Origin of the sequence: Arthrobacter mangrovi, from assembly GCF_026011795.1 — a bacterium.
Classification (GTDB): domain Bacteria; phylum Actinomycetota; class Actinomycetes; order Actinomycetales; family Micrococcaceae; genus Crystallibacter; species Crystallibacter mangrovi.
Map to the genome: position 1 here is coordinate 66,236 of NZ_BRVS01000008.1, position 23,141 is coordinate 89,376.

Sequence of the window (23,141 nt, forward strand, 5' to 3'; positions counted from 1 at the left end):
CCATGGACTCCTTCTACCGCTTCCTTCGATCCATTCCGCTGCGCCGCGGCCCCAACCGCTGGCTGGGCGGAGTCTGCGGGGGCATCGCCGCGAAGTTCGGCTGGGACCCGACCGTCGTCCGGATCGTGACGCTCCTGCTCTTCCTGGTGCCGGGAATCGGCGTTGCCGGCTACCTGGTGGTGTGGCTGCTCCTGCCGAACTACGACGACAGCATCGCCCTGGAGCGACTGCTGGCCAGCAAGCGACTGGGCCGCTAAACGCACCGCACCGCCGCACCCGGGGCCCCCGCAGATCATGCGGGGGCCCTGCCTTTCCCGCACCGGGATGTGATCCGCCTCAAGGTCTGTCTAGAATCGACTGGGGCCCGACGGCGCGCTCCGGACTTACGAGCAGGCGCGAAGAAGGTGGGTTCGAAGTGAAGATCGGCATCATGACCAGCGGCGGCGACTGCCCCGGCCTGAATGCGGTGATCCGCGGTGCCGTGCTCAGGGGCATCAAGACCTACGACCACGAATTCGTCGGCTTCCTCGACGGGTGGCGGGGCGTGGTGGACGGCGAATGCATCGGCCTGCCGCGGCACAAGGTCCGCGGCATTTCCAAGCAGGGCGGCACCATCCTGGGCACCTCGCGCACCAACCCGTACGACGGGCCGAACGGGGGCCCGGAGAACATCGCTGCCACACTTGCACGGCTGGGCGTGGACGCCGTGATCGCGATCGGCGGCGAAGGCACACTCGCCGGCGCCAGGGAGCTGACGAACGCGGGCCTGAACATTGTCGGCGTCCCCAAGACGATCGACAACGACCTCGACGCCACGGACTATTCCTTCGGCTTCGATACCGCCGTCCAGATCGCGACCGAGGCGATCGACCGCCTGCGCACGACGGGCGAGGCCCACCACCGCTGCATGATCGCCGAGGTCATGGGCCGGCACGTCGGCTGGATCGCCCTCCATGCAGGCATGGCCGCCGGCGCCCACGCCATCCTGATTCCTGAACAGAAGGTCTCCATGGAGCAGGTGGCCGCCTGGGTGACGGAGGCCTACGAGCGCGGCCGCGCACCGCTGGTGGTCGTGGCCGAGGGCTGGGTTCCCGAGGATGAGGACAAACCGTGGGCCGAACGCGGTGTGGACGCTTTCGGCCGGCCGCGGCTGGGCGGCATCGGCGAGCACCTGGCGCCGGAGCTGGAGCGGATGACCGGCCTGGAAACCCGGGCCACCACGCTCGGCCACATCCAGCGCGGCGGCGTGCCCTCGGCATACGACCGGGTCCTCGCGACCAGGCTGGGCATGGCCTCCGTCGACTCCGTGTCGGACAAGCGCTGGGGCACCATGGTGGCGCTGCGCGGGACCGAGGTCGTCAGCGTCGGTTTCCAGGAAGCCGTCGGGAACCTGAAATTTGTTCCGCAGCATCGCTACGATGAGGCGGCTGTCCTCTTCGGCTGAGCTTCAGCTGCGCGTAGGCTGTCAGCATGAAATTGGACTCAGGCACATGCGACATTGTGCTGCTGGCCTGGGCACGGCTGCTGGGCTTCGAGGACACCGCTTTCGCCGGGGACGTCGGGCGGCTGACCCGCATCAATAACGACGCCGGGAAGCTCACCTTTGTGCGCCTGTTCGGCCGGTCTGCGCTGGTGGGACCCGAGTGGGCGCTGGAGGCGGCCGCCGCATACTCCGACAGCGAGCTGGCGGAGCATCGCACGTTGCTGCAGCTCAGCCGGGGTTACGGCGGAAACGGTGCCGGCAAGGCGCAGCTGTATTTCGCCGACGACCTCCCGCTCGTGCAGCCGGACGAGGAAATCACGGTGTCCACCTTCACTGACGATGCGCTGCGGCTGGAGGCGTTGTGCCCGCCGGACGACGTCAACGAGGTCTGCCTGAGCGGCATGGACAAGTCGTTCGTGCTGATGGACGGCGCGGATCCGGTGGCCGGCGCGGGCTTCCAGGAGTGGCAGCAGATCCTGGGGCATATCTCCGCCCTGACGCTGCCGAAGTTCCGGCAGCGCGGCATCGGCTCGCTGGTTGCCGCCATCGCCGGCCATGAGGCGCTCACCGCCGGACTCATTCCGCAGTGGCGCGCGCACGAAGCGAACGCGGCGTCCAGGGCGACCGCGCTCTCTTTGGGATTCGTCGAAGCAGGAACCCAGACCTCGGTCTACCTGAAAGCGGGCGCCCCCTAGCCGAGGACCCGGGACCGGCGCGTTGGCCGGCCCGGTGATGTCCCCGACCCGCCGTCACCGGAGGGTTTCCCGGTCCGCCGGCCCGGTTAGCGGGGACCGCGCAGCAGGCCGGCGGGACGGCCGACGACCTGGCCGGCGTCGGGGGCCACGATGGCTTCCTGGGCGGCATCGTAGGTGGCGTCGCCGTCGACCACCAGGAGGGTCGCCGACGGGTCCACCGAGCGCTTGACCACGGCGAGGGCCACCGGCCCCATTTCATAGTGCTGGACGGTGGACGTCACCCGGCCGACGGCACGTTCACCGAACCGGACTTCGCTGCCGCGGGCGGGCAGGGTGTGCTGGGAGCCGTCCAGTTGGAGGAAGACCAGCCGGCGCGGCGGGTGGCCGAGGTTGTGTACGCGGGCGATGGTTTCCTGCCCCTTGTAGCAGCCCTTGGCGAGGTGCACGGCCGTGCGCAGCAGGTCCAGTTCGTGCGGGATGGTCTTGTCGTCGGTCTCGAAGCCGAACCGGGGCCGCCAGGCCGCCACGCGGAGGGCCTCCGCGGCCCAGACGCCGGCCAGCTCCCGTCCGGCCACGGCGGCTTCCAGCCCGTCCGCAGGAACCAGGTACTCGAACCAGGTGCGTTCCCGGCCGGGGTGGCTGGATTCCTCGATGCCTGTGTAGGCGTAGCCGCCGGCGCCGATCCCGGGCCAGGGGTCCTGCCAGGCGAGGCGCTCCTCGAACCCGGCCTGCGCAGCGGCGGCACCGACGACGGCCCAGTCCCCCGATACGTCGGCTACGTCCACGCGCAGCATGAACTTCATGCTCGAGAGCCAGGCGGCGAGGCCTTCGGCTTCGAAGGACTCGACGATCAGCCAGCTCGTGGCGCCGTCGTCGATGATGCTGACGTCGTATTCGATCCGGCCCTGCACAGTCAGCAGCAGGGTCTCGCGCGATTCGCCGGGCTTCAGGTCCAGCAGCAGCTGCGAGGAGAGGGTGTTCAGCCAGTTCAGCCGGTCTTCCCCGGCTACCGTCACGACGCCGCGGTGGGACAAATCCACCACCGCCTCGCCGCGGGCGAGCAGCCTCTGTTCGCGCAGCGGGTCCCCGTAATGGGCGGCGACGCCGGCATCGGGTTCGGAGGCTTCGACGGCTCCGGGGCGTGACAGCAGGGGGCTTCTGTAGCTCATATCCGTGGTCAACGTCCTCGGGTCAGGGTGCATTCCCGCCCGGGCTCAGGCGAGCTTCTTCAGGATGGCGGATGCGTGCGCCTTCAGTTCCATGCCCTGGCTCGACGAAACGTCCCAGCGCCAGAACAGGTCCCCTTCGACCAGGCCGAAGATCCGGGTGGCGGCGTTGTACTCCTTGGACTGCGAGCCCCGCATTACCATGTCCGTTGCGAGCTGGATCTGGGGCCCCTTGATCTGGCCGTAGTACAGTTCGCAGATTCCGCCGGGGTGCACGATGGTCGCCGTGATGTCGAAGCCGCCGGCTTCGTTGCGCAGTTCCTCGACCTCGTCCGCCGACTTCAGCGCCGGAACGATTTCCGCCGGGATCAGCCCCGGTCCGACGTCGGCGTCATTGAGCTTGCGGTCCAGCGCCCAGAAGCCCGACTCAACGGACAGCGGCCGCAGCTTGGTGCCGTCCTCGTCGGTGAGCCAGCTCTCGGCGTCGTACTGCAGGAAGGGCAGGCCGTGCTGGCGGAAGGTGACGGACTGGAAAAAGTACTCCGAATCCGCGTCACCTTCACCGAGCCGGCCGGCGCCCTCCCAAGTGCCCAGCAGCCAGGACAGCGGCACCAGCTCCGGTGTCAGGTCGGTAGGTAGTTCCATCGGCATGGCCGAAGATCAGTCCCTTACCTCTGGCCCTTGAACAGGCGCCACACGACCAGCCCGGCGAACCAGGCCATGGACAAACCGGCAACAACAAGCAGGGTCAGGAAGAAAATCTCAAGAGCAAGATGCGACATAGCTCCATACTAACCGGCGGGTCCGAGCGGTGCCGACGCGTTACGCCACGTCGGACGACGCGTCCAACCGGCTCCGTCAGCCCAGCAGCATCTTTTCCAGGAAGTAGACGAGCCCGCCCGACGCCATCACCGGGGCGGCTCCAACCGCCAGCACGGCCGGCAGCTGTTCGGGTGTGCCCTCCACCAGCACCAGGCGCCGGAAGCAGACAACGACAATGCCGACGAGGGCTCCCACGACGGCGGCGGGCAGCAGCGGGACGTCAGAAGTGACGGCGGCGCCGAGCATCCCGGTCAGCACCGCGAGCAGCACGCCCAGCGGCGCCACCAGGCGGTCCGGCCAGGGCAGCACGCAGACCGCAATCGCCATCAGCATGCTGATTCCGGTGACCAACATCATGCCCGTGTCGGCCTCATTGTCGGAGAGCCGGTCGGCGGCCACCCAGCCGGCGCCGAACACCGCGAGCACCAGGCCGGTGCTGGCCCCGAAGGTCGATTCGAGGCGGTGCGGCTGCCCGGTCCCGCGGACCAGCTGCACCATGAAAACCGCCATCACCCCCAAGGCGACGACGACGACCGTCCACGCCAGCGCCATGCCCGATGGTGCAATCGAGGCCAGTACGACGGCGACGACGCCGGCGAGCGAGATCACGGTGGAGAGCGTCTTGCGGGCCGGGATGCCGAGCAGCTGCGGCCAGCCCAGGCCGACCATCAGCGCACCCGCGCAGGCGACGGCGACAACCGCCGCTGGCGACCAGTAGCTTGCGCCGATCACGGCACTTAACAGCACGGCTGCAACGACCGCGACGATCCACGTTCTCACCCGGCCATCCTGCCTCATTACGTGAATGAGTGCGACAACACTCACTCCCCCGGCCCCTCGGCGCTATACTTGTGCCCAATCATCCGCACCCTGCTACAGCCTGCCCGCCGGATGATTCGCCCGTCGATGTGCGCCGAATCAGCCTTCGGGGAGGAAACATGCCGCACATTCTGCTCCTGACCAACAGCCCGGGCTCCTCGGTTGAGGTGCTCCCCGCCTTGGAGCTGCTCAACCACAAGGTCCGCATCCTTGCGGCCGAGCCGACCGCCCTGCTCGAGGCGGACCCCGCCGACGTCGTCCTGGTGGACGCGCGCAAGGACCTGGTGGGCGCCCGCAGCCTGACCCAGCTGCTGAAGGCCACGGGACTCGGAGCCCCGTTGATGCTGGTGCTTACCGAAGGCGGGATGGCCGCCGTATCCGCCAACTGGCTGGCGGACGATGTGGTCCTGGACAGCGCCGGTCCGGCCGAGGTGGAAGCGCGCCTGCGGCTGGTCGTCGCCCGCGCCAACCACGCCGAGGAGGAAACCAGCACGGAGATCCGCGCCGCCGGCATCGTGATCGACGAGGCCAGCTACACGGCCCGCGTTGGCGGCCAGCCCCTGAACCTGACCTATAAGGAGTTCGAGCTGCTCAAGTACCTGGCGCAGCACCCGGGGCGCGTCTTCACACGTGACCAGCTGCTGCACGAGGTCTGGGGCTACGACTACTACGGCGGCACGCGCACCGTGGACGTGCACGTGCGGCGGCTGCGGGCCAAGCTGGGCTCGGACAACGAGGGCCTGATCGGCACCGTGCGCAACGTCGGCTACCGCTTCACGCTGGCGCGCTCCGGCGAGGCCACGGAAACCGGAGCCGAACAGTCCGTCTGAAGCCCGCCCGTTGCACCGGCCCGCGCTAGGCTGTGGTCATGAACGCACTGTCTTCGTCCGACTGGCCGGTACAGATTTTCAAGGGTGCTCCCGACGCCGAGGTGCTGGGCAGCGTCCGCGCCCTCGCGGCGGCCGCCGAGGAGGCGGACGGGAACCCGCCGCTCTCCGAACAGACCTGGGTCAACCTCAGGGCATCGGATCCCGACCAGCTGCTCGTGCTGGCCGCCTATGCCAACGAGGAGAAATCGGACCCGGCCAGGGCCACCGCGCTGGCGGGCGTCGCCGTCGTCAATTTCCCCGCCCATGGCGAAGACGCCGGCGTGCTGGAACTGGTGGTGCACCCGGAGTACCGCAACCAGGGCGTGGGCACCGGCCTGGCCGCCGAGCTGCAGGAGCACGCCGAGCTGCCCGCCCTGCGCGCCTGGTCGCACGGCGACCACGAGGGGGCGGCCAAGCTGGCCGGACGCTTCGGGTTCACCCCGGTGCGCGAACTATGGCGCATGCGGCTGACCCACGCGCAGCAGCTCCCCGACGTCAGGCTCCCCGAAGGCGTTTCCATCCGTGCCTTCGTGCCGGGCCGGGACGAGCAGGACTGGCTGGCCGCCAACGCCGCTGCCTTCGCGCACCATCCCGAACAGGGAGGGCAGACGCTGGCCGACCTGGAGGCGCGGATGGCCGAACCGTGGTTCGATCCCGAAGGCTTCCTGCTGGCGGTGGATGATCACGACGGCGCACTGCTCGGCTTCCACTGGACCAAGATCCATCCGGGCACCGGCTCGCATCCTGCCATCGGCGAGGTCTACGTGGTCGGTGTGACGCCGAAGGCGCAGGGCACCGGGCTGGGGAAGGCGCTAACGGTCGCCGGCATCAAGCACCTGCATGCCAAGGGCCAGCAGGCCATCATGCTCTATGTCGACGGCGACAACGCACCGGCGGTGGCGCTCTACCGCAAGCTCGGCTTCACGCGGTGGGACACGGACGTGATGTATGCTCCCGCCGCGGCCTCGGGCGGCCGGAACGAGGGATAACCTAGTCTCATCGGCCCCGCCACGCCCGGGGCGCTCGCACCACCCTTGAAGCTGAGGAGACCTCCCATGGCTACCGAATCGGCAACTCCGGCTGCCGCCTACCGGCTCGGCTCGTCCGAAGCGGTCCCCGCCCGCGCGACCCAGGACAGGATCGACATTCCTGAGTTCGCGCCGTCGCTGGTTCCGGACGGCAATTTCACTCCCGACGACAGGTTCCTTGACCGGGAAATGAGCTGGCTGGACTTCAACGCCAGGGTGCTGGAACTGGCCGAGGACCCGGACCTGTACCTGCTGGAGCGGGTGAACTTCCTCTCGATCTTCGCCTCCAACCTGGACGAGTTCTTCATGGTCCGCGTGGCCGGGCTGAAGCGCCGCATCGCCACGGGCATCGCGGTGCCCTCCGCCGCCGGGACCAGCCCGCTGGAACAGCTGGAACAGATCATGGTCGAGGCTCACCGGCTGCAGAGCCGCCATGCCCGCGTCTTCGCCGAGCACATCCGGCCGGAGCTGGCGTACGAGCACATCCACGTGGTCCGCTGGTCCGAGCTGACGGACCAGGACCGCGACTCCCTGACCGCAATGTTCAAGGAGAAGGTCTTCCCGATCCTCACCCCGCTGGCGGTGGATCCGGCCCATCCCTTCCCCTACATCTCCGGGCTGTCGCTGAACCTCGCCGTGGTGGTGCGCAACCCCGTCAGCGAGAAGGAGCTCTTCGCCCGCGTCAAGGTGCCGGACCAGCTGCCGCGCCTGATTTCCATCGACGGCCCGCGGGCCGGCTCGATCCCGGGCCGCACCGCGCGGTTCATCCCGCTCGAGGACATCATCGCCGAGCACCTGGACCTGCTCTTCCAGGGCATGGAGATCCTGGAACACCACACCTTCCGCGTCACCCGCAACGAGGACCTGGAGGTCGAAGAGGATGACGCCGAGAACCTGCTGCAGGCGCTGGAAAAGGAACTGCTGCGCCGCCGGTTCGGGCCGCCGGTCCGGCTCGAGGTCACCACGGACATCAACCCGAGCGTCCGCGAACTGCTGGTGCGCGAACTCGGCGTCGAGGAGTCCGAGGTCTTTGCCCTGCCCGCACCGCTGGACCTGCGCGGCCTGAGCGTCATCTCCGGCATCGACCGCAATGACCTGCACTTCCCGAAGCAGCTGGCCCATACCAGCCGCTACCTCAACGAGAGCGAGACCTCGAAGGCGGCCAACGTGTTCGCCGCGATGCGCCGCCGCGACATCCTGCTGCACCACCCGTACGACTCCTTCTCCACCTCGGTCCAGGCCTTCCTGGAACAGGCGGCCGCGGACCCCAAGGTCCAGGCCATCAAGCAGACCCTGTACCGGACCTCGGGCGACTCCCCCATCGTGGACGCCCTGATCGACGCCGCCGAAGCCGGCAAGCAGGTGCTGGCCCTGGTGGAGATCAAGGCCCGCTTCGACGAGCAGGCGAACATCGACTGGGCGCGGAAGCTCGAACAGGCCGGCGTGCATGTGGTCTACGGGATCGTGGGGCTGAAGACCCACTGCAAGCTCTCGCTCGTGGTGCGCCAGGAGGGCGACCGGCTGCGGCGCTACTGCCACATCGGCACCGGCAACTACCACCCCCGGACGGCGCGCTACTACGAAGACCTGGGCCTGCTCACCAGCAACGACCAGATCGGCGAGGATCTCTCCAAGCTCTTCAACCAGCTGTCCGGCTACGCCCCCAAGTCCACGTTCAAGCGGTTGCTGGTTGCCCCGCGTTCGGTCCGGAGCGGCTTGATCGACCGGATCGAGGCGGAAATCACCAACCGCAGGGCCGGGCTGCCCGCGCGCGTGGTTATCAAGGTCAACTCCATGGTGGACGAGGCCATCATCGACGCCCTGTACCGCGCCTCGCAGGCGGACGTGCAGGTCGACGTGATTGTCCGCGGCATCTGCGCGCTCCGCCCGGGGGTCCCGGGGCTGAGCGACAACATCCGGGTCCGGTCCATTCTGGGCCGCTTCCTTGAGCACTCCCGCGTGTTCTGCTTCGGCAACGCCGGCGATCCGGTGGTCTTCATCGGCTCCGCGGACATGATGCACCGCAACCTCGACCGCCGCGTGGAGGCCCTCGTCCAGCTCGCTTCGCGCGAAGACATCGCCGAGCTGATGGCCCTGATGAACCGCTACCTGGACCCCGGAACGGCCAGCTGGCACCTGGACAGCTACGGCCGCTGGACGCGCCATCACAAGGACGACGCGGGCAACCCCCTCAGCGACATCCAGTCCTGGCTGCTGGCCAGCCGGGACCGCCAGCGCTCGGGCACCCGGCGTTGAGCGCGAAGGGCAAGACCCAGACGATGACCGATCAGGAATCCCCGGCCCGGGACATCACCGTGACCGCCGCCGGGGCACTCTGCTGGCGCGCCCGGCGGGGCCGGCTGGAGGTGCTGCTCATCCACCGTCCGCGCTACGACGACTGGTCCTGGCCGAAGGGCAAGCTGGACGCGGGCGAGACCAACCCGGAATGCGCCGTCCGGGAAGTCATGGAGGAAGTCGATGTCACCGTGCAGCTGGGCATCCCGCTGCCCTCCATCGAATACCCGGTCGCATCGGGGCTGAAGAAGGTCTACTACTGGGCCGCCAAGCTGGAGAAGTGCACGCCGCGGCCGGACGGCTCCGAAGTGGACGAGATCCGCTGGTGCACGCCGGACGAAGCGTCACGAATGCTCAGCAACCCGTCGGACCGGGAGCCGCTCCAGGCCCTGGTGGACGCACATCGGCGCGACGAGCTGGAAACGTATCCGTTCGTCGTCGTACGCCACGCCAAGGCGCGCCCCCGCTCATCCTGGGCCCGGCCGGAAGGCGAACGGCCCCTTGCCGCGACCGGACAACGCCAGGCGCTGGCCGTGTCCCGGCTGCTCGGCGCCTGGAAGCCCAAACGGATCGTCTCCAGTCCGTGGACCCGCTGCATGCAGACCATCATGCCGTATGCGCAGTTCACCAATGGCCGGATCCGGACGGTGGACGCCATCACCGAGCACAGCGCGCACCGGAACCCAAAGAAGGCCCGCGCCGCGATCAAGGGACTGCTGGACAAGCGCAAGTCCACCGCCGTCTGCACGCACCGCCCCGTGCTGCCGCAGGTCATCAAGGTGCTCAGCGCCCACGCCTCGGACGAGCTGGCCGCACAGCTGCCGTCCAAGGATCCCTACCTGAAGCCCGGCGCAGTGATCGTCTGCCAGGTCAGTGTGCACCACCCCGGCCGGATTCTCTCCGTCGAGCACTACGACGCCTACGACGACTGACGCGTCCCTAACCGGAGGCACGTGCTTCCGGTCCGCGTCCCCGCCGTTTAGGCTGCTGGATATGAGCACATTCAACGAGCTTCTCGCGGAGCAGATCGGGCATGAGTTCGCCGCGTCCCAGCAGTACGTCGCCATTGCCGTCTGGTTCGACAACGAGGACCTGCCCCAGCTGGCCAGGCACTTCTACCGGCAGTCCATAGAAGAGCGCAACCACGCCATGATGCTCGTGCAGTACATGCTGGACCGGGACCTGAAGATCAGCATCCCCGGCGTACCCGCGGTGCGCAACGACTTCGCCGACGTCGTGGATCCGATCCGGCTGGCGCTCGAACAGGAGAAGACCGTCACCCGGCAGATCGAGGCCCTCTTCGCCGCGGCCCGGGCCGAGACGGACGCACTGGGCGAGCAGTTCATGCTCTGGTTCCTCAAGGAGCAGGTCGAGGAAGTCGCCTCCATGTCCACGCTGCTAACCATCGCCGAACGGGCGGACAACCTCTTCGACATCGAGAACTTCATGGCCCGGGAGTCCGTGGGCGACGACGGACGCGACTACGGCGCCCCCGAAGCCGCCGGCGGCTCCCTCTAGCCGCCCCCGGGTCCGCCCCAGCGGCGCGCTTAGCACACCGCCATACCTAGGTCGGTGGCCCGGCGCTGCCCGGCTAGACTGGAGGGCGTGACGTCTACGCCCCCTTCCCCAGCGGCCCGGCCGATTCCCACTCCCTATGAGGACCTGCTGCGCGACGTCCTCGCCAACGGGACGCAGAAGGCGGACCGCACCGGCACCGGCACCCGGAGCGTCTTCGGCCGCCAGATCCGCTACGACCTGGCCGAGGGCTTCCCGCTGGTCACCACCAAGCGCGTGCACTTCAAGTCCGTGGCGCTGGAGCTGCTCTGGTTCCTGCGCGGGGATTCCAATGCGCGGTGGCTGCAGGAGCGCGGCGTGCGCATCTGGAATGAATGGGCGGACGACGACGGCGAGCTGGGTCCCGTCTACGGCGTACAGTGGCGCTCGTGGCCCACGCCGGACGGGGGCCACATCGACCAGATCGCCGAGCTCGTCGAAGGGCTGAAGGCGAATCCGGACTCGCGCCGGCACCTCGTCTCGGCCTGGAACGTGGCCGAGATCAAGAACATGGCGCTGCCGCCGTGCCATGCCTTCTTCCAGTTCTACGTGGCGGACGGCAGGCTGTCCTGCCAGCTCTACCAGCGCAGCGCGGACATGTTCCTGGGCGTGCCGTTCAACATCGCCTCCTACGCCCTGCTGACCCTGATGGTCGCGCAGCAGGTCGGCCTCGAGCCGGGCGAGTTCATCTGGACCGGCGGGGACGTCCATATCTACGACGACCACCTGGCCCAGGTCAACGAGCAGCTCAGCCGGGAACCGTACCCGTATCCGCAGCTGAACATCCTGCGCAAGCCCGCGAGCATCTTCGACTACGAATACGAGGACTTCGAAGTGGCCAACTACCGGCACCACCCGACCATCAAAGCGGCGGTGTCCGTATGAGCGCCGCGGACCGCAGGGTAGTCGGCCTGCTCTGGGCGGAGAGTTCCAACGGCGTCATCGGGCGCGACGGAGACCTGCCATGGCACCTGCCCGAGGACCTGGCCCATTTCAAGCGCACGACCAGCGGCCATCCGGTGGTCATGGGCCGCAAGACCTGGGAATCCTTCCCGGAGAAGTACCGGCCGCTGCCCGGCCGGACGAACATCGTGATCAGCCGCCGCCCTGAGCTGCGCCGCGAGGTCGAGGCCGCCGGTGCCGTCGCCGCCGGGTCCCTCGACGAGGCCATGGCTGCCGCGGCAGCGAGCCCCGGCAGCGGGGAAATCTGGATCATCGGCGGCGGGGAAATCTTCCGCGACGCCACTGCCCTGGCCACCACCGCCGTCGTTACCGTCATCGACGTGGAGACGGACGGTGACACCTACGCCCCGCAGCTGGGCGGCAGCTGGACGCCCGAGGCCCGTGATCCGGCCGAAGGGTGGCTGACCTCGTCCAACGGTACGCGCTACCGGATCGAGCGCTGGACGCAGACACCGGCCTGACCTTCTCCGGCGAGACCGGGGTCACGTTTTTGCCGCTGCTCAGGGCCACTGACCTAGAATGGATGGCATGACTTCAGCAGCAGCTTCTGCCCCTGCCCGGTCCGTCGGCCTCATCGGCTGGCGCGGCATGGTCGGCTCCGTCCTCATGCAGCGCATGCAGGACGAGGGCGATTTCGACCTGATCAATCCTGTTTTCTTCTCCACCTCGAACGCCGGCGGCCAGGCCCCCGCGTTCGCCGAGGGTGCCGGCACCCTGCAGGATGCCTACGACATCGAGACGCTGGCCAAGCTGCCGATAATCGTGACCGCCCAGGGCGGCGACTACACCTCCGAGGTCTACCCCAAACTGCGCGACGCGGGCTGGGACGGCCTGTGGATCGATGCGGCATCGACCCTGCGCATGGCCGATGACGCGATCATCGTGCTGGACCCGGTCAACCGCGACGTGATCGACGCCGGCCTGGACCGAGGCGTGAAGAACTTCGTCGGCGGCAACTGCACCGTCTCCGCGATGCTGATGGGCCTCGGCGGCCTGTTCAAGAACGGCCTGGTCGAGTGGGGAACCTCGATGACCTACCAGGCGGCCTCCGGCGGCGGCGCCCGGCACATGCGCGAACTGCTGAACCAGTTCGGCACCCTGCACGGCGCGGTCGCAGCGGAGCTGGCGGACCCGGCGTCCGCCATCCTCGAGATCGACCGGAAGGTCCTCGCCCAGCAGCAGGATCCAACGATGGACGCCTCGCAGTTCGGCGTGCCGCTGGCCGGCTCCGTCATCCCGTGGATCGACAAGGACCTCGGCAACGGCCAGTCGAAGGAAGAGTGGAAGGCCGGCGCGGAGACCAACAAGATCCTGGGCCGCGCCTCCGGACAGCGCATCCCCTTCGACGGGCTGTGCGTGCGCATCGGCACCATGCGCTGCCATTCCCAGGCGCTGACGCTGAAGCTCACCGAAGACCTGTCCGTCGCGGAAATCGAACGGATCATCGACGCCGACAACGAGTGGGCCAAGGTGGTTCCGAACACCAAGGAAGCCACGGTGGAGCAGCTGTCTCCGGTCAAGGTGGCTGGCACCCTGGACATTCCGGTGGGGCGCATCCGCAAGCTCGAAATGGGCCCGGAGTACATCAGCGCCTTCACCATCGGCGACCAGCTCCTTTGGGGCGCCGCCGAGCCGCTGCGCCGCATGCTGCGGATCGCCACCGGCAACCTCTAGTCCGCGCCGGCCGCCACGTTTTGCGGCCGCACGCTTCACGGAGCCCGCTCCCCTCCTGGGGAAGCGGGCTCCTGCCTTTCGGAGCGCTGTGACTCCGGCCGGTCGCGGGACGGGCCACCGTCCGTCGCCGCCCGCATGTCCTACACACCCGGGCCGGGCGGCCGGGCATTCCACAAATCGATTCGACACGCCGGGCCGGAGCATCGAACCGGGATAGCGTGGAAGCGTTCCCTTGGCCGCGGCGGAAGGCATCCGATGAACAGACCCTGCGTGGACCGGTTGCTGGGTGTCTTCTTTTTGTTCTGCAGCGCGGAGCAGGAGCCGGCCACGGTGGAACGCAACGAGCGCGTCCACGCGCATCTAAGGAAGTACCTGGACGCCTGCGGCGATGACTACGTGAACCTGGAGCAGCTGCAGCTCCTGGCGCTGGAACGGCAGTTCCGGCCGGACGGTGCCTTCGCGCGGCTGATGGGCGCCGACGAATTCCTCGCGGCGCTGCCGGCCTTCCTGTCCCCGGTGTGGCTCTTGGGCCGCCGGCTCGACCGGAAGGTCCAGATCAGCATCAGCAGCAAGCTGGTGCACTGGTTCTGCACGAAGCGGCTGGTGGATTTTCGGGCCCACCGCGAGGACCTGATCCTGTTTCGCAAGGCGCAGGATGCGGCCAGCCAGCGCGGCCCGTGAGGGCGTCCCGTGAGGGTTAGAGCGAGCAGCCGATCAGCAGCGGTTCCGGGTGCAGCCTGATACCGAAGGCGCTTTCAACGCCGTCGCGGACGGTCCGTCCGATGGCGAGGATGTCGGCGGCCTCGGCATTTCCGCGGTTGGTGATCGCCAGCGTGTGCTTGGTGGACAGCGCGGCGCGGCCGCCGGCCACCGTGAAGCCGTCGATAGCCCCGTTGGCGGTCCCTGCCAGGCCGAAGCCCTTGCCGAAACCGGACCGGTCGATCAGCCAGGCGGCGCTGAGCTTCACCTGGTCGCCCGCCGGCCAGCGCGGCGCGTCGGACGGCAGGTGTTCCGCCGCAGCCGGCGGAACGATGGGGTTGGTGAAGAAGGAGCCGGTGCTGAAGGTGTCGCGGTCAGCCGGGTCCAGCACCATGCCCTTCGATGCCCGGAGCCGCAGGACTTCGCGGCGGACATCGGCGGCGGGCGCCTGCTCCCCCACCTCGACGCCCAGTGCCCGGGCCAATTCGGCATAGCGCACCGGAGCGCCCAGCGCGTCGCGGCGCAGGCGGAACCGGACCGCCAGCACCACATAGCGCGGCGAGCCGTTCAGGGTCGTCTGCTTGAGCAGAGAATCGCGGTAGCCGAAGCCAAGCTCGCCGTTGGTGAAGGTCCGTACCCGGGCCTCCTGCCGGTCCCAGACGCGGACGTTCTCGAGCGTGTGGGACACCTCGGCTCCGTACGCCCCCACGTTCTGGACCGGCGTAGCTCCGGTCAGCCCGGGGATGCCCGAGAGCGCTTCCAGTCCCGCCAGTCCCTGTCGGACGGTGGCCTCGACGAGCTCGTCCCACTGCTGGCCCGCTTCGACGTCGAGCAGGACGGTCCCGTCCGCGGCGCCGTCCCCGGAGACCGCGTAGCCCGGATTCGCGATCCGCAGGACCGTTCCCGGGTACCCGTCGTCGGAAATCACCAGGTTGGAGCCGCCGCCGATGATCAGCAGGTCCTCGCCGTGCTCGTCGGCCGAGCGGACCTCGGCAATGACGGCCTCTTCGGACAGGGCCTCGATGTATTTCGCCGCCGGACCTCCCACCTGGACGGTGGTCAGCGGGGCCAGCTGCACGCCTGCTGCGGCCTCGCTGCTACCAGGCACGGACCACGGCCTGCGCTTTGACCAGCACCTTCTGGCCGGCGGAGGTGACCGTGAGGTCCACCCGGACGGTCGAGTTGGCCTCGTCGACGGCGCCGATGACGCCCGTGACCTCAATCGTGGCGCCCGGACCGTCAAGGTCCTCGACGACCACCGGCTTGGTGAAGCGGGTTTGGTAGTCGACGACCGCGCCGGGATTGCCGATCCAGTCCGTCACGACCTGCACCGCCGCACCCATCGTGAACATGCCGTGGGCAATGACGCCCGGCAGGCCGACCTGCTCGGCGAAGCGGCCGTTCCAGTGGATCGGATTGAAGTCGCCGGAAGCACCGGCGTAACGGACCAGGTCCGCTCGGGATACGTCAATGGCAGCCGTGCCGATCTCCTGGCCGACGGACAGCTCGTTCAGGGCAACAGTCACTGGCCTTCCCCTCTCACCAGGATGGACGACGTCGTGGTGGCGATTCCCTCGCCCTCCGCGGTGCTGATTTCGGCCCGCGTAGTGATCATCGCGCCGCCGCCCATGGACCGGACCTGGTCCACGTGGAGTTCGGCCACGAGCTCGTCTCCGGCCACGATCGGCCGGTGGTGCACGAAGCGCTGGTCGGCGTGAACCACGCGGGAGAAGTCGATCCCGGCCTCGGGATCCTCGATCAGCTGGGAGTCCGCGCGCTGGGCCACGATGATGGCGAAGGTCGGCGGGGCCACCAGGTCCTTGTAGCCGAGCTCCCGGGCCGCCTCAACATCGTAGTGGGCCGGATGCGTCGCCTTGACCGCGCGGGCGAACTCGCGGATCTTCTCGCGGCCAACACTGTATGCATCACCGGCCGGATAGACGCGGCCGGTGAGCTCGGGGTTGACCCCCATCTGCTCTGTCATGGAACTCCTTTGAGCGGGCGGAAACAAGCTTGGACAAGCCTAGTGCAGCGCCACCGGGGACGCTGTACGGAAGCCGGTACCGGAAGGGTCAGCTGCCCCTGCCGGACCGCGCGGCCGCCTGGCGGGCCCGGGCGTCCCGGGCACGGACCACCAGGCCGGCGAGGTGGGTCAGCAACCCGGTGATGATGAAGGCCAGCGCTGCCCACGTCAGCGGCTGCACACTGGCGACAGCGGCAACGACGGACAGCAGGATGCCGACGCCGATGAGGACCATGGCGGAGATGACCAGTTTGCGGTACAGCGGCGAGCCAAGATCCCACGGGTTCATGCTCCAAGGTTATCGGTTGGAGGCGCAGATCCCTCAACCGGGCGGGGCCGCCCCCGCCCCTCGACAACGACGCCGGGACCCGCGCAAGGCGGTCCCGGCGTCGTTGTCCAGGGTCTGGTCAGGCGGTTTGCCCGCGGTGCTTGCCCTCGGCGACTTCTTCGATGAGCTTAGCGTTGAACGCTTCAAGGTCGCCCGGGTTGCGGCTCGTCACGAGGCCCTGGTCCACGACGACTTCCTCGTCCACCCAGGTCGCCCCGGCGTTCTTCAGGTCGGTGGCGAGCGTGTGGTACGAGGTCAGCTTCCGCCCCTCGGTAACGCCGGCCTCGATCAGGATCCACGGACCGTGGCAGATCGAGGCCACCGGCTTCCCGCTCTCGAAAAAGGCCCGGGTGAAGTCCACGGCGGCCTTCTCGACCCGCAAATGGTCGGCGTTGACGACGCCGCCGGGAATGACCAGGGCATCATAGTCCGCCGCGTTGGCAGCATCGGCGGCCACGTCGACGGGGAACTTGTCCGCCTTGTCCACGCCCTTGAAGCCCTGCAGTTCGCCCGTCTTCGGGGCGACCAGCACCGGTTCCGCACCGGCGTCCTTGACCGCCTGCCACGGGCTGGTGAGTTCGACCTGCTCGACGCCGTCCGTCAGCAGGAAGGCGATCTTCTTTCCGGAAATGCTCTGTTCAGCCATGATTCCTCCAGTTCTTCGCAGAATCTTCGGGAGTTCTTCCCGCGTTCCACGCTAGCGAGGGAAGCGGGAACTAAGCAAGCTGACCATCTTGCAGCCCCACACGCAGCCAGGCTGGACGGCCGGCCGTCCCCTGCCTCCGGCAGGTCTCGATCCGGGACTGGCCTTCGCCGCATCATAACGATCTGACATTGGCCTCTGCCCCCGGCCCGCCGCGAGTGGGATGATCGTCTCCCGGCCCTGCGGCATTTCCCCAACTGCCGTTTTCTTCAGCCGGCCACGTTATGCAGCGCTCCCGCTGGAAGGAGAATCCGGTGCCCGACCCCAATCGCGAACACGCGCAAATCATGCGAGACCTGTCGTTGCAGATGCTGTCGACATTTCCTACGGCCTCCGTCTTTCACTGGCAAGTCGTGGAGGACCCGAAGACGGACGAGCCGCACGCCTACATAACGATGCTGCTGGATCATGAGGGCGGACGCCTCGACGAATTGTTCCCGCCGGGCAATGTCGACTGGACGGGCTACGCAGAGCAGCAGATCGTCCGCCGCTACGAGCGGCAATTGGGCTGGGCCAGCAACGAACGCGATGCCTCCTACGTCTTCTCCGTGAAGGATGCCCGCGAAATCACGGACCCCGAGGGAACCTGCACCATCGATCCCGGCTACGAAAACCACCCGGGCCTGGAGTGGCTCCGGTAGGACCCTCCTCGAAACAATGTGGGCCGCACCTTGGGAGCCGCCGCCGACAAGCCGCGCCCCGACCGCTGATGACCGTTGCGCTGGGTTCGCTGCCGCGTGAGCAGTACGGCCATGCCAGTGCCATCATGGACGCGCTGCAGCAGCTGGCTGGCGCCGCGTGCGCGCCGATGGTGCGCCGCCTCCCGGAAAGCACGGACCACTAAATACGGTACGGAGCCAACGGAAACCCACGGCAACGACAAAAGGCAGGTCCTGCGGCTGAACCAGCCCGCTGACCTGCCTTGTCCCTTGGTGGCGGTGCCGGGACCCGATCCTCGGACTTCTCTCCCTTCAGGACCTGGACGCCTGTACGTGGCTGTGCTTGGGGGAGGCGTCCGAATGCGAATGGTTGCGGGCCACCACCACGTGAATGTTCCGGGATTCCAGCCGGGCGATGTCGTCGCGCTTGGTCCGCGAATCGACCACCACAGCGTCGAAACCGGACAGCGGCGGCAGCGCGTGCAGCGCCCGCTTCTCGAACTTGGTGTGGTCCACCAGGAGCAGCCGCTTGGCGGAGGCCTCGAACATTGCCCGCTTGATATCCACTGTCGCCTGGCTCTGGTGGAAGCACACATCGTCGGTGATGGCGGCGGCTGACATGACGAACAGGTCCGCGCGCAGGTTCCGTATGGCCTCGGTGGTCATTCCTCCCATGAACGAACTGCACCAGTTGTAGTAGGTGCCGCCAAGAGCCACCAGGGTAATGCCGCGGGCACCCTTAAGCTCATCGATGACGGTCAGGACGTTGGTCAGTACCGTCAGCGGGGCGCGGGAGGGAAGCATTTTCGCCAGCTCCAGCACGGTAGTGGAATCGTCCACGAAGATCGCCTGGCCGGGTTCGACGAACTCCAGTGCAGCCTTGGCGATCTCCTTTTTCTCCTCCCGCTGCTGACCGGCGCGGTAGACGTCGCTGGATTCGACCAAGCTGGATGAGAGTGCGGTGGCCACGCCGCGCGATTTGCGCAGCAAGCCCCTGGCCTCGAGCTCGTCCAGGTCCCGGTGGACGGTCATCTGGCTGGTGCCGAACCGCTCGGCCAGTTCATCGATGCGCACCGCGCCTTCGGCCATCACCATCTCCGAAATGGTCCGCTGCCGTTCGAGCTGCCGGGACAGCCGCGTGGTCGCGTTACCCCCCTCGGCCTTCATGTTTCCTCCTGAACTGTGGCCCCCCGGCGGTGCGCCCGCCGCGGACTGGACCTTCAACCTTACTTGCCAGTGGCTGCATCATTGGTGCCGCGCGCCGCCGCCTCCGCAAGGATGCCGGACAACGCGCCAACGTCGTGCGCGAACCTGCCCAGGAACAGTCCGTCGACCTCCGGTCCCAGACGGGTCAGCAGGCCGGGGCCGGCGCTGCCACCGTAGATGACCCTGTATTCGGCGAAGCCGCCCGAGGCGGCGAGCCAGGTCTTCAGCCGGGCGCAGACTGTGCGGATGTGCCCGGTCGAGGCCGGCTCCCTGGAGCCGATCGCCCAGACCGGCTCGTAGGCGACGACGATGGGGGCCTGCCGGTTCCCCTCCGCCACCGCTGCGGCGAGCTGGGCGGTGCAGGCCTCGGCTGCCGCTTCCGCCGGCAGGCGCTGCTCCTCGCCGACACAGATGACCGGGATCAGGCTGTTGCGCTGGGCCGCCACGGTCTTGGCGGCCACGGCCCGGTCGTCTTCGCCGAAGAGCAGGCGCCGTTCGGCGTGGCCGACCTCCACGTACCGGCAGCCGGCCTCGTGCAGCTGTGCTCCGCTTACCTCCCCGGTGAACGGCCCCATGTCCTCCCAGTGGAGGTCCTGCGCCCCCAGCTGCACCGGCCCGCCGGCGAAGGCCTGGCCGGCGGGCACCAGGGCGGGGAAGCTGGGCAGGATGAACAGCGTCGTTTCCCCGCTACGGAGGGCGGGATGGTCTGCCGCCATCCGCGCCACTTCCCGGCACCAGCTGACGGTCTGCGCGTGGCCGAAGTACATCTTCAGGCTGACACCGAGCAGCGTTGGGGCCGGCGGCTGGATCATCCGGATACCGGAGGTTCCGGGGCACCCTGCCGGACGGCCGCGCCCTTGGTTTCGTAATCGGTCATCAGCTGGACCTTCTTCGCGGAGGGCGACGATTCGTCGAACTCGTAGGTGAGCCATTCCTGCGCCAGCCGGCGGGCCAGTTCGATCCCGACCACGCGCTGGCCGAAGGTCAGCACCTGGGCATTGTTGCTCAGCACCGAGCGCTCCACCGAGTAGCTGTCGTGGGCGGTGACGGCGCGGATTCCGGCCACCTTGTTCGCCGCGATGGCCACTCCGAGCCCGGTGCCGCAGACCAGCAGCGCCCGGTCGGCCTCACCGTTGGCGATCAATTCGGCCGCGGCAATGGCGATGCTGGGGTACGCGGTATTCTCCTCGTCCCCGACGCCAACGTCCACGACCGACTCCACCCGGTCGCTGGCTTCCATGTCGGCCTTGATCTTCTCCTTATAGGCCAGGCCGGCGTCGTCGCTTCCGACGACGATGCGGAGCTTCTTAGCCATGTGTCTCTCCTTTACGTTCGCTTTCCTGCGGTCCCGGCTCCCCTTCGTGGAGCTGGCGCCCGATGGTGCGGGCGACCAGAGCCATGGACACGGCTCCCGGATCGGGGGTCCCCAGGCTTTTCTCGGCCAGCGGGCGGGCGCGTCCCATCTTCGGCAGCATCTGCGCTGTCGCTTCGGCCGACCGGTCGGCGACCTCGGCTGCCCGGTCCCAGGCTGTCCGCAGGGACTTTCCGGAGCCGACCTGCTCGCTGAGCGCGTCGCTGAAGGGCAGCAGAACATCGAGGAGGGTCTTGTCCCCGAGGCTGGCCTTGCCGAATTCCATGATCTTCCGGCCCGCGTCGGCGATGCCCGCGGACACGGCGGCGGCGTCGGGGGGCAAATCGTTGCCCACGCGCGCACCGACCGCGTTCAGCGCCATGCCCCACAGCGCGCCCGATGTGCCGCCGGCCTTGTCCGCCCAGGCGTCGCCAGCCAGGCGCAGCAGCGTGCCGGCGCCGGCGCCGTCAGCCAAGGCTTGCCGCCCCGCCGCCGATGCCGCGGCGGCCCCGCGCTGCATCCCGATCCCGTGGTCCCCGTCGCCGGCGACCGAGTCGAGCCGGCCCAGTTCGGCGGCGTTGTCGTCCAGCACCGCTTTGACTGCCTCGAGGATGGCCTGGACGCCTTCGGCAGCCTGGCGCGAGGCAGCCGTGGCCGGTGGCAGTTCCTCGACGGCAGACTCCGCCTGCTCGCCGGCGGCATCACCCTGCTCCGCCTCATCCACGGCACCCTTGCGGTACGCCGGTGTGCTGGCCGGGGCGGTCCAGTACCGCTCCAGCTCCTCGTCGAGCCAGAACAACGTCAGCGACACCCCGGCCATCTGGAAGCTGGTGACCAGTTCCCCTACTTCGGGTTCGACGACGGTGAGGCCAACGTCGTCAAGCATCTGACGGATGCGCCGGTATACCACGAACAGTTCCTCCGACTTGACCGCGCCCAGCCCGTTGAGGATCAGCCCCACCCGGCCGCCGCGGACATCGCCGCCCGCCGCCACATCCTCGGGCAGGTCTGCCAGCAGCGTACTGACGAACAGCTCCGCCGCCTCGTCCGCGGTGGGCAGGTCCTGCTCGCTGATGCCGGGCTCGCCATGGATACCCAAACCTACGGCCATCTTGCCGGGCGGCACTGTGAAAAGAGGTTCGGACGAGCCCGGCAGCGTGCACCCGGCGAAGGCTACGCCGAAGGAGCGTGTGCGGTCGTTGGCCCGGGCGGCGACCCGAACCACCTCGTCGAGATCCGCGCCGGAGTCGGCGCAGGCTCCGGCCACCTTGAACACGGTCAGGTCGCCGGCGATGCCTCGCCGCTTGGCGGTCTCCGCCAACGGGGCGCTGGAAATATCGTCAGTCACCCTGACCGTACGCGCGGGGATCCCCTCGGCTTCCAGGCGCTCCTGTGCCTGGGTGAAGTTCAGGACGTCTCCGGCGTAATTGCCGTAGCTAAACAGCACGCCGCCGCCGGTGTGTGCGGCTTTGGCCACAGAATAGATCTGCTGGGCGGACGGTGAAGCAAAGATGTTTCCCATGGCCGCCCCGTGGGCCAGCCCCGGACCGACCAGGCCGGCGAAGGCGGGATAGTGCCCCGAACCGCCACCGACAACCACGGCCACATGGCCGTGGGGCGGCCGGCTGCTGCGGACCACGCCACCGGGTACCCGCCGGACCCATTGCGGGTAGGCGGCGACGAATCCCTCGGTCAGCTCATCGGTGAAATCCTCGGGATGGTTGAACAGGTAAGCCATGGGGAAGGTTCTCCTGGACCAAAGTGATAAGGGAGCGGGGCGGGCCGGCGGACGACCCGCCCCGCGGTGCCGCTATTCGCTGAGCGTGAATGCGGAGGTGTACTTGTCGGTGTTCTCCTTGGTGATCAGCGTGCAGTCGAAGGCCTGTTTCTCGGTGTCGGCGCCGGTCTTGCCCGTCTTCAGGTAGCTGTCGACTTCCTCCACGACCTTCTTGGAGAAATCCGCCACCGGCTGCAGGACCGTGTAGCCCATCGAGCCGGCCTTCACCGCATCGACGGCATCCGGGGAGCCGTCGAAGCCGCCGACCTTGACGGACTCCAGCTTGCCGGCCTCCTTCAGGGCCGCGATCGCGCCGAGTGCCATCTGGTCGTTGCCCGCAAGCACGCCCTGGATGTCAGGATGCGCCTGCAGCATCGACTGCATTTTGTCGTGGCCCTGCTTCTGGTCCCAGTTGGCCACCTGGGCGTCCGCCCGCTTCAGGTCCGGGTACTGGGACAGGACCGTGGCGTAGCCGTTGGACCGGGTGGCGGCGTTGTTGTCCGAGGGCGCGCCGAGCAGCTCGACGTAGGTTCCCTTGCCGCCCATGGCCTTGACGAATTCCTGCGCTCCGAGCGCGGCGCCCTGGGCATTGTCCGAGACGAGCTGGGCCTTGGCCAGGCCCTGCTGGTTGATCTCGGCGTTGACCAGGAAGACCGGGATGCCGGCGTCGGTGGCCTTCTGCACGGCACCGACGGATCCGTCTGCATTCGCCGGGTCCAGCACGATGGCAGCGGCTTTGTTGGTGATGGCGGTATCGATCAGATCGCTTTCGGCCTTGGTGTCGCCCTTGTGGGCGGTCACGTTGACCGTGTAACCGAGCTTCTCGCCCTCTTCCTTGACCACGTTCCCTTCGGTGGCCCAGTAAGGATTGGCGGGATCATTCACAATGGTGAAGATGAGGTTGCTGCCGCCCGCGCTGCCGGTGGCCTCTCCGGTGCTGCCGGTTTCCCCTCCCGTGTTACCGCAGCCGGTCAGCGCCGCAACGGTCAGGGCCGCAGCCAGTGCCGCGATCGCTTTCAGTTTCATG

At 68.2% G+C, this 23,141-nt stretch carries 27 protein-coding genes; 14 read left to right on the forward strand and 13 right to left on the reverse strand.

Going from position 1 to position 23,141, the window contains the following annotated elements; translation table 11 throughout:
* Window positions 1-2 precede the first annotated feature (2 nt).
* From AHIS1636_RS09790 to AHIS1636_RS09800, 3 genes are all read left to right on the forward strand, one after another.
* A complete protein-coding gene (locus AHIS1636_RS09790) occupies window positions 3-257 on the forward strand; it encodes a PspC domain-containing protein (RefSeq protein WP_264795640.1) in 255 nt (84 codons plus the stop codon).
* Between the two features lie 158 nt (window positions 258-415).
* Entirely contained in the window at window positions 416-1,444 is a 1,029-nt protein-coding gene (locus AHIS1636_RS09795) for an ATP-dependent 6-phosphofructokinase (RefSeq protein ID WP_264795641.1), read from the forward strand.
* A gap of 26 nt (window positions 1,445-1,470) precedes the next feature.
* A complete protein-coding gene (locus AHIS1636_RS09800; protein WP_264795642.1) occupies window positions 1,471-2,178 on the forward strand; it encodes a GNAT family N-acetyltransferase in 708 nt (235 codons plus the stop codon).
* 86 nt (window positions 2,179-2,264) lie between these two features.
* On the opposite strand, the gene ygfZ is transcribed toward AHIS1636_RS09800, so the two are convergent.
* The 3 genes from ygfZ to AHIS1636_RS09815 form a co-directional block, all read right to left on the reverse strand.
* Window positions 2,265-3,347, reverse strand: a complete 1,083-nt coding sequence (gene ygfZ / locus AHIS1636_RS09805; RefSeq protein WP_264795643.1) for a CAF17-like 4Fe-4S cluster assembly/insertion protein YgfZ — start codon at window positions 3,345-3,347, stop codon at window positions 2,265-2,267.
* A gap of 45 nt (window positions 3,348-3,392) precedes the next feature.
* Window positions 3,393-3,995: a nitrobindin family protein gene (locus AHIS1636_RS09810; RefSeq protein WP_264795644.1), complete on the reverse strand. Its 603-nt coding sequence runs from the start codon at window positions 3,993-3,995 to the stop codon at window positions 3,393-3,395.
* A 207-nt stretch (window positions 3,996-4,202) separates the two neighbouring features.
* Window positions 4,203-4,946 (reverse strand): hypothetical protein, encoded by a 744-nt coding sequence (locus AHIS1636_RS09815; RefSeq protein WP_264795645.1) that lies wholly within the window; start codon window positions 4,944-4,946, stop codon window positions 4,203-4,205.
* 158 nt (window positions 4,947-5,104) lie between these two features.
* On the opposite strand from AHIS1636_RS09815, the gene AHIS1636_RS09820 reads away from it, so the two are divergent.
* The 9 genes from AHIS1636_RS09820 to AHIS1636_RS09860 all read left to right on the forward strand — a co-directional run bounded on the left by AHIS1636_RS09820 (window position 5,105) and on the right by AHIS1636_RS09860 (window position 14,049).
* Window positions 5,105-5,815, forward strand: a complete 711-nt coding sequence (locus AHIS1636_RS09820; protein WP_264795646.1) for a winged helix-turn-helix transcriptional regulator — start codon at window positions 5,105-5,107, stop codon at window positions 5,813-5,815.
* A gap of 38 nt (window positions 5,816-5,853) precedes the next feature.
* Window positions 5,854-6,843, forward strand: a complete 990-nt coding sequence (gene mshD / locus AHIS1636_RS09825) for a mycothiol synthase (protein ID WP_264795647.1) — start codon at window positions 5,854-5,856, stop codon at window positions 6,841-6,843.
* A 66-nt stretch (window positions 6,844-6,909) separates the two neighbouring features.
* Window positions 6,910-9,138: an RNA degradosome polyphosphate kinase gene (locus AHIS1636_RS09830; protein ID WP_264795648.1), complete on the forward strand. Its 2,229-nt coding sequence runs from the start codon at window positions 6,910-6,912 to the stop codon at window positions 9,136-9,138.
* Window positions 9,139-9,161: 23 nt separating this feature from the next.
* Window positions 9,162-10,109 carry an NUDIX hydrolase gene (locus tag AHIS1636_RS09835; protein WP_264795649.1) on the forward strand — a complete coding sequence of 316 codons (948 nt, stop codon included), beginning with the start codon at window positions 9,162-9,164 and terminating at the stop codon, window positions 10,107-10,109.
* Window positions 10,110-10,164: 55 nt separating this feature from the next.
* On the forward strand, window positions 10,165-10,695 hold the full coding sequence (locus tag AHIS1636_RS09840; RefSeq protein ID WP_275116375.1) for a ferritin: 531 nt from the start codon (window positions 10,165-10,167) through the stop codon (window positions 10,693-10,695).
* 87 nt (window positions 10,696-10,782) lie between these two features.
* Window positions 10,783-11,616, forward strand: coding sequence for a thymidylate synthase (locus tag AHIS1636_RS09845; protein WP_275116373.1), 834 nt, complete (start codon window positions 10,783-10,785; stop codon window positions 11,614-11,616).
* The gene (locus AHIS1636_RS09850; protein ID WP_264795651.1) at window positions 11,613-12,155 is read left to right on the forward strand and encodes a dihydrofolate reductase; all 543 of its coding nucleotides are present in this window, start codon (window positions 11,613-11,615) and stop codon (window positions 12,153-12,155) included. The genes AHIS1636_RS09845 and AHIS1636_RS09850 overlap by 4 nt, the downstream gene beginning before the upstream one ends.
* Before the next feature lie 67 nt (window positions 12,156-12,222).
* Window positions 12,223-13,368, forward strand: a complete 1,146-nt coding sequence (asd, locus tag AHIS1636_RS09855; RefSeq protein WP_264795652.1) for an aspartate-semialdehyde dehydrogenase — start codon at window positions 12,223-12,225, stop codon at window positions 13,366-13,368.
* A 255-nt stretch (window positions 13,369-13,623) separates the two neighbouring features.
* Window positions 13,624-14,049: a hypothetical protein gene (locus AHIS1636_RS09860; RefSeq protein ID WP_264795653.1), complete on the forward strand. Its 426-nt coding sequence runs from the start codon at window positions 13,624-13,626 to the stop codon at window positions 14,047-14,049.
* A 16-nt stretch (window positions 14,050-14,065) separates the two neighbouring features.
* On the opposite strand, the gene AHIS1636_RS09865 is transcribed toward AHIS1636_RS09860, so the two are convergent.
* The 5 genes from AHIS1636_RS09865 to AHIS1636_RS09885 form a co-directional block, all read right to left on the reverse strand.
* Window positions 14,066-15,175, reverse strand: coding sequence for a UDP-N-acetylmuramate dehydrogenase (locus tag AHIS1636_RS09865; RefSeq protein ID WP_264795654.1), 1,110 nt, complete (start codon window positions 15,173-15,175; stop codon window positions 14,066-14,068).
* Window positions 15,165-15,593, reverse strand: a complete 429-nt coding sequence (locus AHIS1636_RS09870) for a MaoC family dehydratase (protein ID WP_264795655.1) — start codon at window positions 15,591-15,593, stop codon at window positions 15,165-15,167. Before AHIS1636_RS09870 ends, AHIS1636_RS09865 begins: the two co-directional genes overlap by 11 nt.
* Window positions 15,590-16,039, reverse strand: a complete 450-nt coding sequence (locus tag AHIS1636_RS09875) for a MaoC family dehydratase N-terminal domain-containing protein (protein WP_264795905.1) — start codon at window positions 16,037-16,039, stop codon at window positions 15,590-15,592. The genes AHIS1636_RS09870 and AHIS1636_RS09875 overlap by 4 nt, the downstream gene beginning before the upstream one ends.
* 100 nt (window positions 16,040-16,139) lie before the next feature.
* On the reverse strand, window positions 16,140-16,379 hold the full coding sequence (locus AHIS1636_RS09880) for a DUF3188 domain-containing protein (protein WP_264795656.1): 240 nt from the start codon (window positions 16,377-16,379) through the stop codon (window positions 16,140-16,142).
* A 118-nt stretch (window positions 16,380-16,497) separates the two neighbouring features.
* Entirely contained in the window at window positions 16,498-17,064 is a 567-nt protein-coding gene (locus AHIS1636_RS09885; protein WP_264795657.1) for a type 1 glutamine amidotransferase domain-containing protein, read from the reverse strand.
* Window positions 17,065-17,474: 410 nt separating this feature from the next.
* Here AHIS1636_RS09885 and AHIS1636_RS09890 point away from each other — a divergent pair, with 410 nt between their 5' ends.
* The gene (locus AHIS1636_RS09890) at window positions 17,475-17,762 is read left to right on the forward strand and encodes a hypothetical protein (RefSeq protein WP_264795658.1); all 288 of its coding nucleotides are present in this window, start codon (window positions 17,475-17,477) and stop codon (window positions 17,760-17,762) included.
* A 68-nt stretch (window positions 17,763-17,830) separates the two neighbouring features.
* On the forward strand, window positions 17,831-17,965 hold the full coding sequence (locus tag AHIS1636_RS09895) for a hypothetical protein (RefSeq protein WP_264795923.1): 135 nt from the start codon (window positions 17,831-17,833) through the stop codon (window positions 17,963-17,965).
* 127 nt (window positions 17,966-18,092) lie between these two features.
* Here the strand turns inward: AHIS1636_RS09895 and AHIS1636_RS09900 are convergent, their stop codons facing one another.
* From AHIS1636_RS09900 to AHIS1636_RS09920, 5 genes are all read right to left on the reverse strand, one after another.
* Entirely contained in the window at window positions 18,093-18,947 is an 855-nt protein-coding gene (locus AHIS1636_RS09900) for a DeoR/GlpR family DNA-binding transcription regulator (protein WP_264795659.1), read from the reverse strand.
* A 59-nt stretch (window positions 18,948-19,006) separates the two neighbouring features.
* A complete protein-coding gene (locus AHIS1636_RS09905; RefSeq protein WP_264795660.1) occupies window positions 19,007-19,798 on the reverse strand; it encodes a triose-phosphate isomerase family protein in 792 nt (263 codons plus the stop codon).
* Window positions 19,795-20,301: a ribose-5-phosphate isomerase gene (locus AHIS1636_RS09910; RefSeq protein WP_264795661.1), complete on the reverse strand. Its 507-nt coding sequence runs from the start codon at window positions 20,299-20,301 to the stop codon at window positions 19,795-19,797. Before AHIS1636_RS09910 ends, AHIS1636_RS09905 begins: the two co-directional genes overlap by 4 nt.
* Complete coding sequence (locus AHIS1636_RS09915; RefSeq protein ID WP_264795662.1) at window positions 20,294-22,075, reverse strand: dihydroxyacetone kinase family protein; 1,782 nt, start codon at window positions 22,073-22,075, stop codon at window positions 20,294-20,296. Before AHIS1636_RS09915 ends, AHIS1636_RS09910 begins: the two co-directional genes overlap by 8 nt.
* Window positions 22,076-22,147: 72 nt before the next feature.
* A complete protein-coding gene (locus AHIS1636_RS09920) occupies window positions 22,148-23,140 on the reverse strand; it encodes a D-ribose ABC transporter substrate-binding protein (protein ID WP_264795663.1) in 993 nt (330 codons plus the stop codon).
* Window position 23,141 lies beyond the last annotated feature (1 nt).

Excerpts from the sequence above, each read along its gene's own strand:
- AHIS1636_RS09790 (WP_264795640.1), top strand. The coding sequence starts at position 3 with ATGGACTCCTTCTACCGCTTCCTTCGATCCATTCCGCTGCGCCGCGGC.
- AHIS1636_RS09800 (WP_264795642.1), top strand. The coding sequence starts at position 1,471 with ATGAAATTGGACTCAGGCACATGCGACATTGTGCTGCTGGCCTGGGCA.
- ygfZ (WP_264795643.1), bottom strand. The coding sequence starts at position 3,347 with ATGAGCTACAGAAGCCCCCTGCTGTCACGCCCCGGAGCCGTCGAAGCC.
- AHIS1636_RS09810 (WP_264795644.1), bottom strand. The coding sequence starts at position 3,995 with ATGCCGATGGAACTACCTACCGACCTGACACCGGAGCTGGTGCCGCTG.
- AHIS1636_RS09820 (WP_264795646.1), top strand. The coding sequence starts at position 5,105 with ATGCCGCACATTCTGCTCCTGACCAACAGCCCGGGCTCCTCGGTTGAG.
- mshD (WP_264795647.1), top strand. The coding sequence starts at position 5,854 with ATGAACGCACTGTCTTCGTCCGACTGGCCGGTACAGATTTTCAAGGGT.
- AHIS1636_RS09830 (WP_264795648.1), top strand. The coding sequence starts at position 6,910 with ATGGCTACCGAATCGGCAACTCCGGCTGCCGCCTACCGGCTCGGCTCG.
- AHIS1636_RS09835 (WP_264795649.1), top strand. The coding sequence starts at position 9,162 with ATGACCGATCAGGAATCCCCGGCCCGGGACATCACCGTGACCGCCGCC.
- AHIS1636_RS09850 (WP_264795651.1), top strand. The coding sequence starts at position 11,613 with ATGAGCGCCGCGGACCGCAGGGTAGTCGGCCTGCTCTGGGCGGAGAGT.
- asd (WP_264795652.1), top strand. The coding sequence starts at position 12,223 with ATGACTTCAGCAGCAGCTTCTGCCCCTGCCCGGTCCGTCGGCCTCATC.
- AHIS1636_RS09860 (WP_264795653.1), top strand. The coding sequence starts at position 13,624 with ATGAACAGACCCTGCGTGGACCGGTTGCTGGGTGTCTTCTTTTTGTTC.
- AHIS1636_RS09875 (WP_264795905.1), bottom strand. The coding sequence starts at position 16,039 with ATGGGGGTCAACCCCGAGCTCACCGGCCGCGTCTATCCGGCCGGTGAT.
- AHIS1636_RS09880 (WP_264795656.1), bottom strand. The coding sequence starts at position 16,379 with ATGAACCCGTGGGATCTTGGCTCGCCGCTGTACCGCAAACTGGTCATC.
- AHIS1636_RS09885 (WP_264795657.1), bottom strand. The coding sequence starts at position 17,064 with ATGGCTGAACAGAGCATTTCCGGAAAGAAGATCGCCTTCCTGCTGACG.
- AHIS1636_RS09895 (WP_264795923.1), top strand. The coding sequence starts at position 17,831 with ATGACCGTTGCGCTGGGTTCGCTGCCGCGTGAGCAGTACGGCCATGCC.
- AHIS1636_RS09900 (WP_264795659.1), bottom strand. The coding sequence starts at position 18,947 with ATGAAGGCCGAGGGGGGTAACGCGACCACGCGGCTGTCCCGGCAGCTC.
- AHIS1636_RS09905 (WP_264795660.1), bottom strand. The coding sequence starts at position 19,798 with ATGATCCAGCCGCCGGCCCCAACGCTGCTCGGTGTCAGCCTGAAGATG.
- AHIS1636_RS09910 (WP_264795661.1), bottom strand. The coding sequence starts at position 20,301 with ATGGCTAAGAAGCTCCGCATCGTCGTCGGAAGCGACGACGCCGGCCTG.
- AHIS1636_RS09915 (WP_264795662.1), bottom strand. The coding sequence starts at position 22,075 with ATGGCTTACCTGTTCAACCATCCCGAGGATTTCACCGATGAGCTGACC.
- AHIS1636_RS09920 (WP_264795663.1), bottom strand. The coding sequence starts at position 23,140 with ATGAAACTGAAAGCGATCGCGGCACTGGCTGCGGCCCTGACCGTTGCG.